Here is a 15,983-nt window from a genome sequence, read left to right as displayed (position 1 = left end):
AGTGGAGTCGAAATCGGTCGTGGCGAGGAGGCAGCTAAAAAATGGATTTAACCCAATTACAGGAGATTGCCCAACACGAACGCGCCGCTCAAAAACCGATACAGATTCGTTGTTGCGTAGCTGCGGGGTGTCTATCTGCTGATTCCCTAGCTGTGAAACAAAGGCTTGAACGAGTAGTGGCAGAGACGGGTTTAGGGGATAAAGTGCAGGTTTGTGGTGTTGGTTGTATGCGCTTGTGCAGTCAAGGACCGTTAGTACAGGTCGCAGAAAGCACGCTTTACGAAAAAGTCACTCCTAAAGATGCACCCGCGATCGTTGCCACGATAGATACAGATGGAGAGATGTTTCATGAAACGTCTCTCCATGAAACGTCTCTACAACGTGGCGATTTGACCCAGCCGTTTTTTACTCAACAAATGCCAATTGTTTTAGAAAATAGCGGTAAGGTCGATCCAGAACGGATTGAATCTTATATTGCGGCAGAAGGGTATCGGGGGCTTTACCACGTTTTGCACGAGATGCAGCCGAACGAGGTGGTAGAGGCGATCGCCCAAAGTGGTTTGCGGGGACGTGGTGGTGCTGGTTATCCCACGGGTTTGAAATGGGCAACGGTAGCTAAGGCAAAGGGAGAACGCAAGTATGTTATCTGCAACGCTGATGAGGGCGATCCTGGCGCATTTATGGATCGCAGCGTCTTGGAAAGCGACCCGCATCGGGTGCTGGAAGGAATGGCGATCGCGGCGTATGCGATCGGGGCAAACCAAGGCTACATCTACGTTCGAGCTGAATATCCTACTGCCATTAGCCGCCTCCAAATTGCCATTCGTCAAGCCCAACGCCTCGGTTTGTTAGGCAGTCAAATCTTTGATTCACCTTTTGATTTCAAAATTGATATTCGCATTGGTGCGGGTGCTTATGTCTGTGGCGAAGAAACCGCATTAATGGCATCGATCGAAGGCAAGCGGGGTTTACCCAGTCCTCGTCCGCCTTATCCAGCTGAATCTGGTTTGTGGAAAAATCCGACTCTAATTAACAACGTCGAAACTTTTGCTAATATCGCGCCGATTATTCGTAAAGGTGCTGACTGGTTTGCCAGTATTGGTACAGCAAAAAGTAAAGGTACAAAGGTCTTCGCTTTAGCAGGCAAAATTCGCAATACGGGTTTGATTGAAGTCCCGATGGGAACGACTTTACAACAAATCGTCGAGCAAATGGGCGGCGGCGTACCCGGTGGCGGGGTGGCTAAAGCCGTGCAAACTGGTGGACCTTCAGGCGGGTGCATCCCAGCTTCAGCTTTTGATACGCCTGTAGACTACGAATCGCTGGCTCAACTTGGTTCGATGATGGGTTCTGGTGGCATGATTGTCATGGATGAATCGACCAACATGGTAGATGTTGCCCGCTTTTTTATGGAATTTTGCATGGATGAGTCTTGCGGTAAATGTATTCCTTGTCGTGTCGGGACTGTACAGTTACATCGTTTATTAACCAAGATTCGGCAAGGTGAGGCATCATTAACCGATTTGGAACTGTTGGAAGAACTGTGTGACATGGTGAAAAATACCAGTTTGTGCGGTCTGGGTCAATCTGCACCTAATCCAGTACTTAGCACTTTGCGTTATTTCCGAGATGAGTATTTGACTTTGGTTGATGGCAGCGCCAGTAGATACTGCGATTTAAAGGCAAGGTAGAACAATAGCAATGGCAGTCAAAACTTTAACAATTAACGACCAACTCATCAGCGCCCTTGAGGAGCAAACCATATTGGAGGCAGCAAGGGATGCGGGAATTCATATTCCGACACTTTGCTATTTAGAAGGAGTTTCAGAGGTTGGTGCTTGTCGGCTTTGCTTGGTAGAAATTGCTGGCAGTCATAAACTGCAACCCGCTTGTGTAGCGAAAGTTGCGGAGGGGATGGAAGTGAAAACTCATACCCCAAGGTTGCAGAATTATCGTCGCACGATTGTCGAAATGTTGTTTGCAGAAGGCAATCATATTTGCTCGGTTTGCGTGGCGAATGGTAACTGTGAATTGCAAGACTTGGCGATTGAAATGGGTATGGAACACGTCCGATTAGAATATCATTTTCCCGATCGCCAAGTTGATGTGTCTCACGATCGCTATGGCATTGACCATAACCGTTGCGTTCTCTGCACTCGTTGTATTCGAGTCTGCGATGAAATCGAAGGGGCGCATACTTGGGATATGGCAGGTAGAGGCACAAACTCGCACGTCATTACCGATTTGAGTCAACCTTGGGGAACGTCACAAACTTGTACTTCCTGCGGTAAGTGTGTGAATGCTTGTCCCACAGGGGCGCTTTTCTACCAAGGTTCGAGTGTAGGGGAAATGAAACGCGATCGCGCCAAATTGGAATTTCTGGTGACAGCACGGGAGAAACAGCAATGGCAGATTTAGCGGGGGGTGATTCTTGTCAAGGTTCAAGCCAGTTCTCTTGTTGCAAGCCTGAAATATTGATAAAGTGGCGCGTGTTATCGGTTACAAGAATATCTTGTCGAGAACGGGCGATCGCAGCAATTATTGCATCTATTTCTCCTGTTGGTATACCAATTGTTCTTAACTCAGCTTGAATCTTGCCAAATTCTTCAGCTGCACTCCGGTCAAACTCAATAACTGGCATCAAGTTCAGAAATTGCTCTAGTATAGTTAAGTTTTGCTGTACCCGTTGAGAACAGTAGACTCCTTTATACAATTCAGCTACTACAATTGTGGGAAGATAGCAAAGACTTGCTTTGGCATTAAATTGTTTGATAGCAAAAATATTGTGTTTGAGTAAAGCTACACAAATATTTGTATCTAACAAATACACAAATTTTTTCCTTACTCATCAAGGGTTTCTATTGCTCTACCCCGCTCGGCATGACGCTGTGTGTCAATCTCAGAAAATATCGTATCGAGATCGGGTTGATTTTTCCATGCTCCAAATATTTGGTTGAGTCTAGTTAGTCTTTCCTGTTCGCTTAAAGGCTGCTCGATCTCAACTTCCATGTGAACTTCCGTGCCATCAGGAATGTTTATCTCTTCTAATAATTCAATGTTTTTACCACGCTTTGTACCTTTAACTTTCATCGCGAGCTGTTCCAGATATTAACAACGAGTTATACCCCCACTATACCTAAGTGTTAGAGTGGAGTATTCCGGTTGCCAGGAAGGCAAGAAGGAGAGTTAGCAGCCGTTTTGAAAAGACTCACATGGCGATTGGGTGCAGTTGAAGCAAAGGTGCGATCGCGCCTTCAGCAGCTTGCTAGCACCCAGTTAGAAGAATTAGCAAATTTAACTTTTAGAGTTGTAAATTTAATTTTGGCAATTCGCGATCGCCCTACCTTCAATCAAATTCAAGTCACCGTAGTTTTACTTAAATTTTTAAATTTATAAAAACTAATATCCTCGTAGTACTGCTGTGGTTGCTAACAATTTAACCTGATAAAACTGTAAGGGAATAATCTAACTATAACAATGGCGTTTATTGCCACTTGTTATAAATTGATTGTTTCTATTTTTATGGTAAAAATATGCGATTTATGTAAATTTCACTTTTAATTGAGAACGATAATTGAGTTTTATTCCTAAATTTTATCTCTCATAGCAGCATTTTCAAAGAACTAGTAGGGAAGCAAGAATGTCAACTCGCAAGCGCCACAGAGCTAAACAGAATATATTTAGACAAATCTGGAAGCTAACTAGTGCCATTCCCAAATGGTTAATTAGTTGGTTTCTACGTACTTTATTAGTAATTGGTAGAAAACCTCGCTTTGCTAAATCTGGCTTTGTATTACCTACTACAGCATTATTATTAATAATTCTTGCTTTAGTAGTTGGCAGTTTAATATTTCGCAGTTTTAGCCGGACAAATCAAGTTCTAGCTGCACGCGAACAAAAAGTAATTTACAACGCTGCTACGCCTGCTATTGACCGAGCTAAAGCAAAATTGGAGTACCTCTTCAAGCAGGACGATCGCTTGCCTGGTGGAGTACCCTCAAGTGCTGTGCTGTCCAGCATGATGCTTAATGATGGTCTTAATGGTGTGGCTGCGAATTCTACTAAACACCCATATACATTTCCTGATGAGAAACGCCTTGACATAGATCATGATGGCAAGCTGGACAATATTTGGGCTTTTCCGGTTGATAGCAGTGGAAGCAAAATCGGAGACACCACAACTGTTTACTCTATTCTGTCAGCAACTGAAAGTGGCACGGGAACTAGTGCTGTAACTATTGACAAAAGTACAGATGCACAAAAAGCTGCTACACTTGTTGTCCGCAATGCTCCACTTAGCAGCTTTCAAAATAGCTTATCTGGCTGTAAGACAGATAGTAGAACGCCCGAAAATGGTTGGTATCAACTCAACAGTGCTACTTTGCGTAAAAATTTTCAGGTTGATGCCTTTGTCATTAATAACAAGACATCAGCTAAAACTGTTACTACTCTTGAGCTACAACAAGATAGACAAGTTGACAAGGGTAACAAATGGGGAGTTTGGTTCCGTAACGATTTAGAAATTTTTCCTTATCCCACCTTTAATTTTAATGGAGCTATGCATACAGAGGGCAACCTCATTGTTGGCGGAGATGACAACAAAGTTATTGGTTACATGATCAGTTCCCACAACTCTTGCTTATATAATCAGGATGCTTCTAAAATTACTGTTGCTAAACAAGCAAACTTTCAGGGAGAAATTATCTCTGGGAATGTAAGAGATGACCAGTTTAAGAACGAATCGTATTTTCATTTATTTAATGGCTTGGGTAATGCACCAACCCGCAATGAAAACATTAATAAGCTAAACAAAGATACAGACTCCATAACACCTAATGATGATAATCTAGTTTCAAAAATCGCCCTCGATCCAGTAGCTCTTTTCACTAGAAATGAATCTAAACATCGAGACAGTAGCGGATGGTCAAGAGATGGCGATTGGGAAAATAGGGAATTAGTCAAGAGACGGCGTATTTTCAATGACATATCGCCTCAACCCTATGTTGATGATACTTATCGAGCTGATAACCGCTATGGACCAAAACCCAAATATAGTGAGTTATTAGAAATACCAAGTGGAAAAAAAGTCGGAGACGAAATCACTAGTGTAACAGAACTTACGGAAAACGCTCCCCCCAGCGGTTCAGATAAATTTGGATTTGACGGTTACTGGGAGCGCAGAGCGCGTGCAAATGGTTTGCGCCTCATAGTAGGAGAGAGGCTAGATTTGGGTAATACTTATGGCTGGGAAGGGACAAACGATCCTCTTTATCCTCCCTCTAGTACAGCGATTACTCATGAAACTCGTCAGCGGAGAACATTACGAGACAACTTAGCAGCAGTTCAAGCTACGGCTGTCTATCACTATGAAAACGGTAATAGTGGGTATTTTCCTGTTGCTTGTTTGGCAACTACCGCTCATCCAGGAACTAATCAGACCATAGACAATAGTACTAATTTTACGCTTCGCAACTTTTTCATCGGTAGAGGTACTAATGGATGGGAGTACGCTCCACCTACTACAAATGAAACAACTTTTGCCGACAATATTGCTAGTAGCAAACCTTTAGGTAAAGCACTAAGAAATCTTGCTTATTTTGCAGGAGATCCAGATGGTGCTTTTCCACCTAAACAAGAAACATCAGGTTCTATCGTACATCCCTATTCCTACTTAGCGATGTGGGGAGATTTTTCTAATCTCCGGCGAGTTATCAAAAAGCTAGATGTAGATAGTATTAAATATGCAGATTTAAGTATTGCAGATAAAACTTATCTACAAACTGCTAGTTGCTCTATGGGGATGCTAGCTCATAATATTAAAGATGCCGAAGATATTACTACCAAGTTGATAGCGGATGGCAAAAACGTTGTTTCGTTAGGCGAACATATCTGGCAAGGTTTTGTAGGTAAAGGAAGTGGAACTATAGATTTAAGTCAGTCATTTTGTGACGCTAGCACTAAAAAATGCAAACTTCCAAATCCAGAACTTTTGCTTGCAGGACTAAAAGATGATGAAAAGCAGCAATTAATGAGTTTTAATACTTCACGACAAATTGCTAGAGATCGAAAATATGGTTTTCTATCACCCGCAACTTCTAGTAGTACGTTCAGCTTTAAAGATGGTAGTAAAGATTATATATTTGACTTTTCTCCTGAGTGCAATCCTACCGATACAAGTTACATTTTTAAAGCAGCTTTTTCAGGTGGAGGTGGAGGATTAGATCCAAAAAAAGCAGGAATGTCAATGGTTTGCGAGGTTGTAACTAAATACCCCTCTCTTTACTATCTATTCCCAACAGTCGATCACGATCACGATGGTAACAACGACACGGCTACTGGTGGTGTAGATCACAGGCAGCCTACCTCTGAAAAATATATAGATGACGCTTATATCAAAGGTACTAGTGTTAACGGTAGCTATACCTACAAAGCACTTAATAACACAGATATTGCAAATATGGCGATCGCACCTAAAACTACAACTTGGGTGTTACCAAAAACTACTACAGCACCTACAGCACCTAATGTAGGAAATCAGGTAACTGATCCAGATGGTAACACGGTATATGTTCCTTTCCTCGACACTGCTCTCTCCAATGGTCGGGAAATGATGAGCGTACGGGTTCTTAACGTTGATTTGGATCTGCTGCGTAGCAATAAAGTTGTAAACGATACTTGGCTACCTGTTAAGGATGGGATTGTCTACGCTTTTCGTGAAGATGCAGTAAGAGAGGACAGTATTGCTAGACCAGCATCTAAAGATTGGTCTACCTATAAAGACGATCCCACTAATGCTGACTACCGCATGAAAGCCAACACTCCCCAAGATCCTCCTGTTAATGCTGACAATGGTATTAGCTCCAAACCCGTTGACTACTATCCTGACCCAGACCGCCGCCCTTATGGTTTCCGCTTGAGAAATGGACGCAATTTGAAACGTAATGCTACGGGTATTTCAGCTAGTGACAACATTAACGGTTTGACCTTCGTTTCAGATAATCCTGTCTACGTTCAGGGAGATTTCAATCTGCACAGTACTGATGGTACAATTAGCAATTTACTTGAAGAATTTACTGAAAAACTTGGAAGCGATTGGACGACGAATCCTAACTTTTATACTGGGCGCTCAACCGTTGATTCAAAATTTGCCGATGCCACACAAGATACTTGGCGAGCTACAGAAATTCTTGCTGACGCAATCACCATTCTTTCCAATAATTTCATTGATGGCAGCATAGAGGATGCTTTTACTAAAGCGATAGAACCAGGACTTAACACGACAAATACATCTTACCAAAACCAAAATCGTCCTAATTACAACTCTACTAAGCTTACTAATTTAAATTATTGGATTCGAGAGGAGCCTTATAAACCAACAACAGTTTCTACCTTAGGAGAATCTCCGGTCAAACTAAATAGAGATGGCTACCCGCTCTATTGCAAAGTTAATACCATTCCTTGTCCAACAAGCAATGTGGAAGCTTACGATGGAACTCCAACCACGGAAACTTTTCGTGCATTCTCAAGAACAGAAAGAAAAAAAGAATTGGTAAAGGCAGCAGAAACTAGAGTCAATTCTATTTTGATTAGCGGTCTTGTTCCTTCACAAGCAAAACAGTCTTACGGAGGACTCCACAACTTCCCAAGATTCCTTGAGTATTGGAGAACCGAGATTGATGCAGGAACTTTTATTCCTTTACATATTTCTGGCTCTTTTCTTCAGTTGAATTTTAGTACCTCAGCTACTGGACCTTTTGACCAAGACGCTTGGGAACCAAATTCAACACCTAGTAGTGATGAACATATGCGATACTACGAACCGCCTGCTCGTCGCTGGGGATATGATGTAGGACTGCAATACGCACCAGCAGGAGCTGCGGCGCGACGATTTGTGACTCTTAACAATACCCGTAGCGAGTTCTACCGAGAGTTACCTGTAGACGACCCCTACATTAAGAACTTGCGCTGTACCAAGCTAGGGACACAGCAAATCGACTCCAGTGCTAGCTGCTCGTAATACTTATTTAAGGGAGGGAAGATAAAGTGATATCTGCTGAAAGGCGCAAATATACAAAGCGGATAAATAGCGATCGCAATACATTGATGCTAGCAATTTTTTGCCAAAGCAAGCGATCGCCTCAAAATGGATTAACCATATTGGAGTGCTTAGTAGCAATCTTAGTAGTTAGTATAGTTCTCGCAGCGATGGCTCCACCGATTCTTTTGGCGGCGGCTACTCGTTTACGAAATCAACGGGTAGAACAAGCTATGCAGTTAGCCCAAGCTGAGATTGACAGAACTCGGTTAATAGTAGAACGAGGGAATTACACAAATCCAGATTTACCTTTGCAAAGTGACAGTACAAGTGGTATTACTGCAACCTCTGTTCCAACTAGCTGTGTCACTAATAGATCTGATATAGATCAAATAACTAAAGGATTAGCTATAGATGTAAATAAAGATGGTACGAACGACTTTGTAGTTCAATCCTTCCGAGATGAAGGGAAAACTGCCAACAGTAAGCTTATTAATTTCCAAATGAGTGTTAGGGTGTATAGCTTTCGAGCCTTTGAAAACTGCTCGACTGCGCCAACACCAGCTTTAAATAATACTCCTGCCTCCTTAACTTTAACAACAGGAGAGCAGAGTATTAGTCCTCTTTCTGTCCTTAATGTCCAGATTGCTAGAGGCGACTTAAAAGAGTCTTTTGAAAAGTATAAAGAGGCACTAACTTTATCTCCTTAGTTAATAGTATTTTGCCAATTTGTTTTTTTGAGTATTATTACTTAAACTAGTACTGTATTTTGCTTAACTAGTGTTGCAGAACAATCAATGAGTTTACATTCTTTTGAGTTCTTAATCAATTCTTTTCAACTCAATCTTAAAAAGTCTAAAACTTCAGGTTTCACCCTGACAGAACTTTTGGTATCTCTTATCATGGCTGGAATTATTATCTCAAGTACTCTATCTCTAGTCATTAATCTTTTAGATACAGATAGGCAAGAATCTGCTAGTAATGCCACTCAATCAGAAATGCAAATGGCATTGAATTACATTGCCTCAGATTTAAAAGAAGCAGTCTATGTGTATGATGATGCTGCAAAAATTAAAGATTACATACCTAACTTTGATACATCTATAAAGCCAATTCTAGCTTTTTGGAAACCAGAAGCTATCGATCCAGACGGTAGTGCAAGTTTAAAGCCTCCTGCTGATTGTACGGGGTTTACAGATAATACTACAACCAAGGTTTTCAAAAAAACTGAGTGCGATATTCTTTTGCTTAGACGTAATACATATACTCTAGTCGTTTATCTACAAGCAAAAAATCCAGCTAACGATGATAAGTGGAAAGGTAAATCTAGAATTATACGTTATCAGTTACGTAAATATAGTGATATGGCTAATTTAACCAAAACCACAGGGTATATAGATCCTGTGCAAGATAAAACTAATTTCAAGATTTGGCCCAAAGATTCAGCAGACAATAATCTTCAGAGTACTACTCGACCTGCCGTAGATACAAATGATGTTTTAGTTGACTTTGTTGACGATCCTGATAATGGAAATATTCCTGACTGTCCAGATAATACTAAGTACAACTGTTATGGGACTACACCGAATCCTCCAAGTAAAAGCTTTTTTACTTATGTGAGAAAGGAGGAGAATCAATTTGGATTTAATCAAGATACATTTATTTTCTTAAGAGGAAATCCTGTAGGCAGACCGGGAATTTTTAGTAATAATCAATTTTTACCTACTCTACAAACCCAAGTTTTAGTTAATGGAGTGATTGATAAAGTGCCTAATCAATAACTTTTAAACTCTATTAAATAATAGTATTAAACAATAAGAATGAACAGAAAAATATCTTGTGTCAGCCAATCAATAGTAGGTTTTACACTAATAGAAACGCTTCTAGTTACCGTCATAATTGGAATTTTAGCAGCAATTATGGTTCCAAGTTGGGTGGCATTTATTAATACTCGTCAACTCAATGCTGCCCAAGAAAAATTGTATCTCGCTTTGCGCGAAGCTCAAAACAATGCTAAACGGGATAAAGTGACTTGGCAAGTTAGCTTTCGCGAGAATAATAGTACTGTACAGTGGGCTGTTCACCCAGCAAGTGCTACTGTTGCTTCACTAAGTTGGCAAAAATTAGAGCCAGTAATTCGCATAGTCGATACAGATATTAACGCTAGCGATCCTAATGGAACAAGATTTGATTATGACAGTACTAACAATTTATGGAAGATGCAATTTGGTTATAAAGGTAATACTCATGGTCAGATAGGACGGATCACACTAGCAACTCGTAACGGAGGTCAAGCAAAGCGTTGTGTCTTTGTTTCTACCCTTCTAGGAGCTATGAGGATTGCTCAAGATGGAGACTGCGTGAATTAATCTAAGCTTATACTGCCAAGTACTTAGATAAAGAATACATTTACCTTAGGGGTAGGCATTGCCTACCCTTTATTTCTAATTAGTTTAATGAAACTCATCTATCGTAGCAATCCTACTTTTAGCAGGTCAACGCGATCGCCTCTTCCTCAGCATTTATTTATACTCAACCGCTTTCCCTACAACTTAAAACAAAGTTAACCCGTGCGTAACACTCGCCCCAAACAACATGTAGCGCGATAGAATAACTTTGCAGGCTAGCAGGGGAGAACGCTGTTAGGCGTTCGGTCTACTTAATCCTAAGTAGATGCCCCTAGAGTAGGAAAGCAGCAATGTTAAATCGTATACTAAAAAATATCGCGCGATCGCTGAGTCGCAAACAAAGGCGACGACGGTTAAAACCTCTATATCTCAAAAAACGCCGCCGTCCGGTCGAGGCTGGCTTTATTTTACCAACTGTCGCCGTGGTATCGATGGTGGTGGTACTAATGACCGCAGCGATGACGATTCGGTCTTTCGATCGCGCCCGTAATGCGAGTAATGTTAGAGTCAGTCAGGCAGCAGCAGAAGCAGCCGCACCCGCGATCGCCCGTGCTAAAGTTAAAATTGAGGCTTTACTGAGAGATCCTGCCCTACCCAGCCGCACGCCTTCCACTCAATCTCTCTACAACGCAATTAAATACAACTCTAAATTTACTTTTGGCGATGAGACGCGCCTGAAACTAGGCTTTGATATTAATCAAGATAATGCCATAACCGCAGACAACGCCGATATCAAAAATGACGAAACTTTAACAACTGCTTGGCGTTTCCCCATCGATACCAATAATAATGGTAAATTTGATACATATACACTTTATGGAATTTACTTCCGCAGTCCTAGCATTGAAGCAGGTGATTTTAACCGCGAACGCAATCCTCTCGAAGCCAGAACCCCACCTGTAAATATCCCAATTGCTAACAGTCGTTGTGCTGATATTTTAAATGCAGATACAGAAATATTAGACAATGGTTGGTATCAATCTAGTAATAAATTAAATAAAAGTTTTTTTGTCTACACTGCCAGCATACCCATTACAGATAGTACCGATTTAGGCGATCGCTTTGAAACTTTAGGGGGTAATACCAGCTTTTATGCTCTAGAGTATCAACAAGACCGCAGCTTGATTCCGCTGAATCAATATGCAGTATGGTTCAACGACGATTTAGAATTGTCACCCAGTAATGATTTTCGCATTAATGGCAGAATTCATACTAATGGAAACTTACTAGTAGGTGGACGCAACAACGCCACAGTTAGATTTTATCAAGTCGATAGTCAAGAATCCTGTTTCTATCAACCAGAAAACGGCAAAATTACTGTTGGGGGTAATGTTGGTAATGGTAGCGTTACCGATACGAGCGATCGCAATGTCGTGACTGTCGATTTATATAGTAACAATCCAAGCAATAACACCGCTCAAATTGGCAGTAATAATAAATCTACAGAGGAAACGGGCGGAGAAGAAATCGCCTATTCTGATGATGCGTTTAACCAACGTATTGCCTTGATGAAACAAGCAGCATTAGAATTTTGTATCGAAGCTGGACGAGATTGTTCTGAATTAGAACCACCGGAAATTAAGACAGTTTTAGCAATTAACAGATATCCTGACGAGGTGAAAAATCGCTTCAGCCAACGCTTGCAGGAAAATCCTAGTTTAAATACATATATTGTCCTCTCAGAAGAATTAGAAAGATATCTGCGTCATCGCACTCGGCGCGTCCCTTATGCAGAAGTTTTAGAATCAAATAACGATATTTTAGACGATTACACCCAAGACAATATTTTTGCCAATTTAAATATAATCGAACCGCCTGCCGAATGGCGAGAACCAACAGGTAATAATACTAGATTGTTACTCAGAACGCGCCAATTAGAAGCAACATCTCCCGAACAACAGCTAGATGGAACTGAGAGATATTTAGGCGATCGCATTCGTGTAGGAAATAACTTACCTGCATATTGGAAAGACGGCAATAACTATGTTACAGCACCCCGCGATCGACAATTAATTGCAGGCATAAATTGGACGAATTCTAGCGATCGACTGCGCTATCGTAGCACCCAAGTACAGCCATTCGATCCTAGTGAAATTGCAGAACGCGGTGGATTTTGGGAACGACAAACCGCCACTAATACTGGAGGTTTACGGATTATTACAGGGGCAGGAATTTATCGCGATCGCAAAGATAATAACTCTCGCATACCAGCTTTACAAGTCGATTCTTTTTTACCCGATCTATCAAACCGTAAACTAGACTCTGGAGCAGATCTTCCCACTCCTGACAATCGGTTAAGGATAGCAGGTCAACCTATAGATAAATATACCCTGGTTTGGTCTGACATGATGCCAATGACAGGCGGCGATGAGGAGATTAAAAAGCAGGGAGAAGCACCACCCCCCAATCTGCGGATGCGTGCGACAGCAGTTTATCACTATACCCAGAGTACGGGTGTCGATCAAATACCAATTGCTTGTGTTAGCAGTTATTACGATCCTACAGATGAAATCACAGCCAAAAATGGCAAGTTTGGTACTAATAAAGGTTATCCCTGGGGCGGAGGTGGTAACAACTTACCCTATAATTATGACGAGCGTGGTAGGTCAAATAATGGCGTAGTTTACGAAGCTCCTTATACTAGCAATACCGAGAGAATTAGAGAAATTGGTATCTACTTAACAGAACTAAGATCGCAAGCAAAGTTAATGTTTCCTAACGGGCGCATTGTCAATCAACCGCTACAAAATGCACTCAAAAAATTAACTGCTAACGTTACGCTGGAAGACCCTGACAAATCGCTGAGTATATCAGATAATGCCGTGCTTGACACAGCAATTTGTGCCTTAAAAATCTTAGACGGTACAATTATACCAGTCAATAATAATCCGATTATTCCTCACGGCGCAATTCAAGAAGCCTCTTTTTTAGATAGTAGAGAAATTAAGGCAATTAGCCGCGATCGCAACCCTCAAGATAATGGTAATATCTCAAACTCAGGACTCAATGGCGATCGCAATCCACGCTACGACTTAGATCTAGAACAGCGTCAACCATTAGAAATTAGGGTGACAGACATCAATCTGAGTACGGGAGAAATTCAAGAAACATATAGCGATCCAAAGAAAGAAAAAGTCGTAGGGCTTACTCGAAAGAAAATCGATCCAAGTCAGATTGACAGCGACTACTTATTACCAAATAGTGGTATAGTTTATGCTAGCCGTGACGATGCCTTACGCGATGATTCGTCGGCGATCGATTCTATCAATCGCAACGCAGTTGTAGTACAAAGTTCAACAGATACATCTGCGATCGTACGTCTTGAAAGTAGGCTGCTCAGTCCCACAGATTTTAAACTCGATCCTACCCGTCGTCCTAATGGGATTCGTTTAATTAATGGAAGTGACTTATCGCGCGATATTGATAATAGATATCGACCGGAAGAAAAAGGATTGATTTTAGTCTCCGATCTACCTGTATATATCAAAGGCGATTTTAACCTTCATCAAACACCGTTAGGTAACAAATTAGAAGAGTTTCAAGAAACACTCGATCGAGCGAATTGGAGCAATTTTTATACTCGGAGATTAGGAAATCTCAATCCAAATTTTGCCTGTCGCCCTGGAAAAGCAGGATGTCCCGATCGCGATGGCGATACGTGGCGATCTTCTACTATTATTGCTGATACTGTAACACTGCTATCCAATTCTTTCAGAGATGGTTTCCGCAGTGAGGGAGACTACGATCTCAACAATAATACAGCACTCCCCATCTCTCAACAAACTACGCCAGATAATCCTCAGCAGGCTACGACAGAACGCGAAAAGGTGTCTCAAAACCGGAAGAATAATGGCTTTTGGGACAACAGCTTTGTCACTAGTTCTGACTGGTGGGATACAAATAGTAGCGGTAATCCATATCCTAATCAGAAAAATTCCGACGAGAGTTATGTAGGTTCCTATTTAACGAACGGAGTCACACCCATACAGCGACGCACAAACTTTCCTGAATACGTCATGGAAATTTGTCGAAAAATACCTGTTGAAACCTGTGCAGATGGTGATTGGAAGATTGGGTATGACCAAGATGGTGACAGAAAATTGAATAATAACGAAATCAATAGTGCTATAAATCTAAGTAGTCCACCAAATGGAGGATACAAACCCGATCGACTTGGGGCTGGTACTACTGCTTCACCTGCATTACAACCAGAAGATAGACGCTATCCTCGGCGAGTGGCTTTTCAGCGAAACGATAACTTAAGTAATCAAAACCAAAATCAAAACAGGAACCAGAATAATCGCCAAAATAATTTAAATAACCAACAAAACAACCAGCAGAATAGTTTAAACGATCGACAAAATAATCAACAAAATAATTCAAACAACCAACAAAGTAATCTAGACGATCGACAGAATAATCAACAAATTAATTCAAACAACCAACAAAGTAATCTAGGCGATCGACAGAATAATCAACAAATTAATTCAAATAATCAACAGAGTAATCCAGGTAACCAACAGAACAACCAACAGAGCGATCGACAAAACAACCAACAACAAAATAATCAACAACAACAAAATAACCAAATCAATGCTAATCAACTAACTCCTTTAGGAATAGATTCTCAAGGAAATGTAAAACAGTTTCGCTATGTTGATGAAAATAATAACGGTAAACCAGATGGATTGCCTCGGCAAGTATCTAATGCATTATGGTTTAAAACAACATCTAATTCTGTCGATCCAACTCAAGGCGAATCGTATAGTCCAAATAATCTGCTGTTTATTAAAGAAATCTCTAATGGTAAGCCGCTATTAGTACCAGTTTTACAAATTCACAGTCCCGATGGTTCTCCCAGTGAAAACCTGGATCGAGGAAACCCAAATCGTTACGCTACCAACTGGTTGCAAGCAGCTGAAGAAGATACAACTTTTAATGCTGTATTTATGGCTGGTAATAGTCCCAGTCGTCCTCAAGAAGAGTCGGCAGGATTGCCTAACTTCGTCCGTTTTCTAGAAAACTGGGAAAACAGAATCGTCAAAATCGACGGTAATTTTATTCAAATGCGGCGGAGTACCTACGCTACAGCACCATTTATGCCGATCCGTCGCGACACGGCTACTGAGTTGGCTACAGCAACCGATAACCTTAGTTGGTTTGACTACGCTATTAATAAATATCCCACTGGTGGCGCTAATAACGATTTACCGACAGGAACGCCACCATATTACAGCGAACCAGAACGACACTGGCAGTTTGATGTTGCCTTACTATCCCAATCTTCAGACTTATTTGCCCAAGAGTTTACAACTCCATCGACAAGCCAGCCTAGCGAACTCCTCAGAGAAGTCAGTCGAGACGATCCTTGGGTACAAACTTTGTTGTGTGCAGCCATAGCCAGCGATCGCACTGGTAAAGTTACAGCTACCTACACTCAATATGCGATTTCAGATAAAACTCAGCGTCCGGCAACTTGTCAAAACGATACACCCGATTATCCGGCAAACTTGAATTAGGGGACAAGGGGGACAAGGGGG

10 protein-coding genes are annotated in these 15,983 nt (G+C 41.3%); 8 read left to right on the top strand and 2 right to left on the bottom strand.

Features of this window, described 5'->3' with window-relative positions; translation table 11 throughout:
• The first annotated feature begins 41 nt into the window (after positions 1-41).
• Together nuoF and hoxU are read left to right on the top strand one after the other, a co-directional pair.
• On the top strand, positions 42-1,691 hold the full coding sequence (gene nuoF / locus CHRO_RS05705; protein WP_015153234.1) for an NADH-quinone oxidoreductase subunit NuoF: 1,650 nt from the start codon (positions 42-44) through the stop codon (positions 1,689-1,691).
• Positions 1,692-1,701: 10 nt separating this feature from the next.
• A complete protein-coding gene (gene hoxU / locus CHRO_RS05700; RefSeq protein ID WP_015153233.1) occupies positions 1,702-2,418 on the top strand; it encodes a bidirectional hydrogenase complex protein HoxU in 717 nt (238 codons plus the stop codon).
• Between the two features lie 16 nt (positions 2,419-2,434).
• Here hoxU and CHRO_RS05695 read toward each other — a convergent pair whose 3' ends face one another.
• Both CHRO_RS05695 and CHRO_RS05690 read right to left on the bottom strand, forming a co-directional pair.
• A complete protein-coding gene (locus CHRO_RS05695) occupies positions 2,435-2,830 on the bottom strand; it encodes a type II toxin-antitoxin system VapC family toxin (RefSeq protein WP_015153232.1) in 396 nt (131 codons plus the stop codon).
• 11 nt (positions 2,831-2,841) lie between these two features.
• Positions 2,842-3,090, bottom strand: a complete 249-nt coding sequence (locus CHRO_RS05690; RefSeq protein WP_015153231.1) for a hypothetical protein — start codon at positions 3,088-3,090, stop codon at positions 2,842-2,844.
• 72 nt (positions 3,091-3,162) lie between these two features.
• On the opposite strand from CHRO_RS05690, the gene CHRO_RS05685 reads away from it, so the two are divergent.
• The 6 genes from CHRO_RS05685 to hpsA (CHRO_RS05660) all read left to right on the top strand — a co-directional run bounded on the left by CHRO_RS05685 (position 3,163) and on the right by hpsA (CHRO_RS05660) (position 15,962).
• Positions 3,163-3,396 (top strand): DUF4351 domain-containing protein, encoded by a 234-nt coding sequence (locus tag CHRO_RS05685; RefSeq protein WP_015153230.1) that lies wholly within the window; start codon positions 3,163-3,165, stop codon positions 3,394-3,396.
• A 244-nt stretch (positions 3,397-3,640) separates the two neighbouring features.
• Positions 3,641-8,017 (top strand): hormogonium polysaccharide biosynthesis protein HpsA, encoded by a 4,377-nt coding sequence (gene hpsA, locus CHRO_RS05680; RefSeq protein ID WP_015153229.1) that lies wholly within the window; start codon positions 3,641-3,643, stop codon positions 8,015-8,017.
• 26 nt (positions 8,018-8,043) lie between these two features.
• Entirely contained in the window at positions 8,044-8,745 is a 702-nt protein-coding gene (locus CHRO_RS05675; RefSeq protein ID WP_015153228.1) for a prepilin-type N-terminal cleavage/methylation domain-containing protein, read from the top strand.
• Positions 8,746-8,832: 87 nt separating this feature from the next.
• On the top strand, positions 8,833-9,816 hold the full coding sequence (locus CHRO_RS05670; RefSeq protein WP_015153227.1) for a prepilin-type N-terminal cleavage/methylation domain-containing protein: 984 nt from the start codon (positions 8,833-8,835) through the stop codon (positions 9,814-9,816).
• 39 nt (positions 9,817-9,855) lie between these two features.
• Positions 9,856-10,404: a pilus assembly FimT family protein gene (locus tag CHRO_RS05665; RefSeq protein WP_015153226.1), complete on the top strand. Its 549-nt coding sequence runs from the start codon at positions 9,856-9,858 to the stop codon at positions 10,402-10,404.
• A 329-nt stretch (positions 10,405-10,733) separates the two neighbouring features.
• Positions 10,734-15,962 carry a hormogonium polysaccharide biosynthesis protein HpsA gene (hpsA, locus tag CHRO_RS05660; protein WP_015153225.1) on the top strand — a complete coding sequence of 1,743 codons (5,229 nt, stop codon included), beginning with the start codon at positions 10,734-10,736 and terminating at the stop codon, positions 15,960-15,962.
• Positions 15,963-15,983 lie beyond the last annotated feature (21 nt).

The organism is Chroococcidiopsis thermalis PCC 7203, from assembly GCF_000317125.1.
GTDB lineage: Bacteria > Cyanobacteriota > Cyanobacteriia > Cyanobacteriales > Chroococcidiopsidaceae > Chroococcidiopsis > Chroococcidiopsis thermalis.
Note: the sequence above shows the minus strand (reverse complement) of the source record. Positions and strands in the feature narration are given on the sequence as shown.

Bases quoted from the DNA above. Each gene is read 5' to 3' on its own strand.
- hoxU (WP_015153233.1), top strand. From the start codon at position 1,702: ATGGCAGTCAAAACTTTAACAATTAACGACCAACTCATCAGCGCCCTT.
- hpsA (WP_015153225.1), top strand. From the start codon at position 10,734: ATGTTAAATCGTATACTAAAAAATATCGCGCGATCGCTGAGTCGCAAA.
- hpsA (WP_015153229.1), top strand. From the start codon at position 3,641: ATGTCAACTCGCAAGCGCCACAGAGCTAAACAGAATATATTTAGACAA.
- CHRO_RS05690 (WP_015153231.1), bottom strand. From the start codon at position 3,090: ATGAAAGTTAAAGGTACAAAGCGTGGTAAAAACATTGAATTATTAGAA.
- CHRO_RS05670 (WP_015153227.1), top strand. From the start codon at position 8,833: ATGAGTTTACATTCTTTTGAGTTCTTAATCAATTCTTTTCAACTCAAT.
- nuoF (WP_015153234.1), top strand. From the start codon at position 42: ATGGATTTAACCCAATTACAGGAGATTGCCCAACACGAACGCGCCGCT.
- CHRO_RS05665 (WP_015153226.1), top strand. From the start codon at position 9,856: ATGAACAGAAAAATATCTTGTGTCAGCCAATCAATAGTAGGTTTTACA.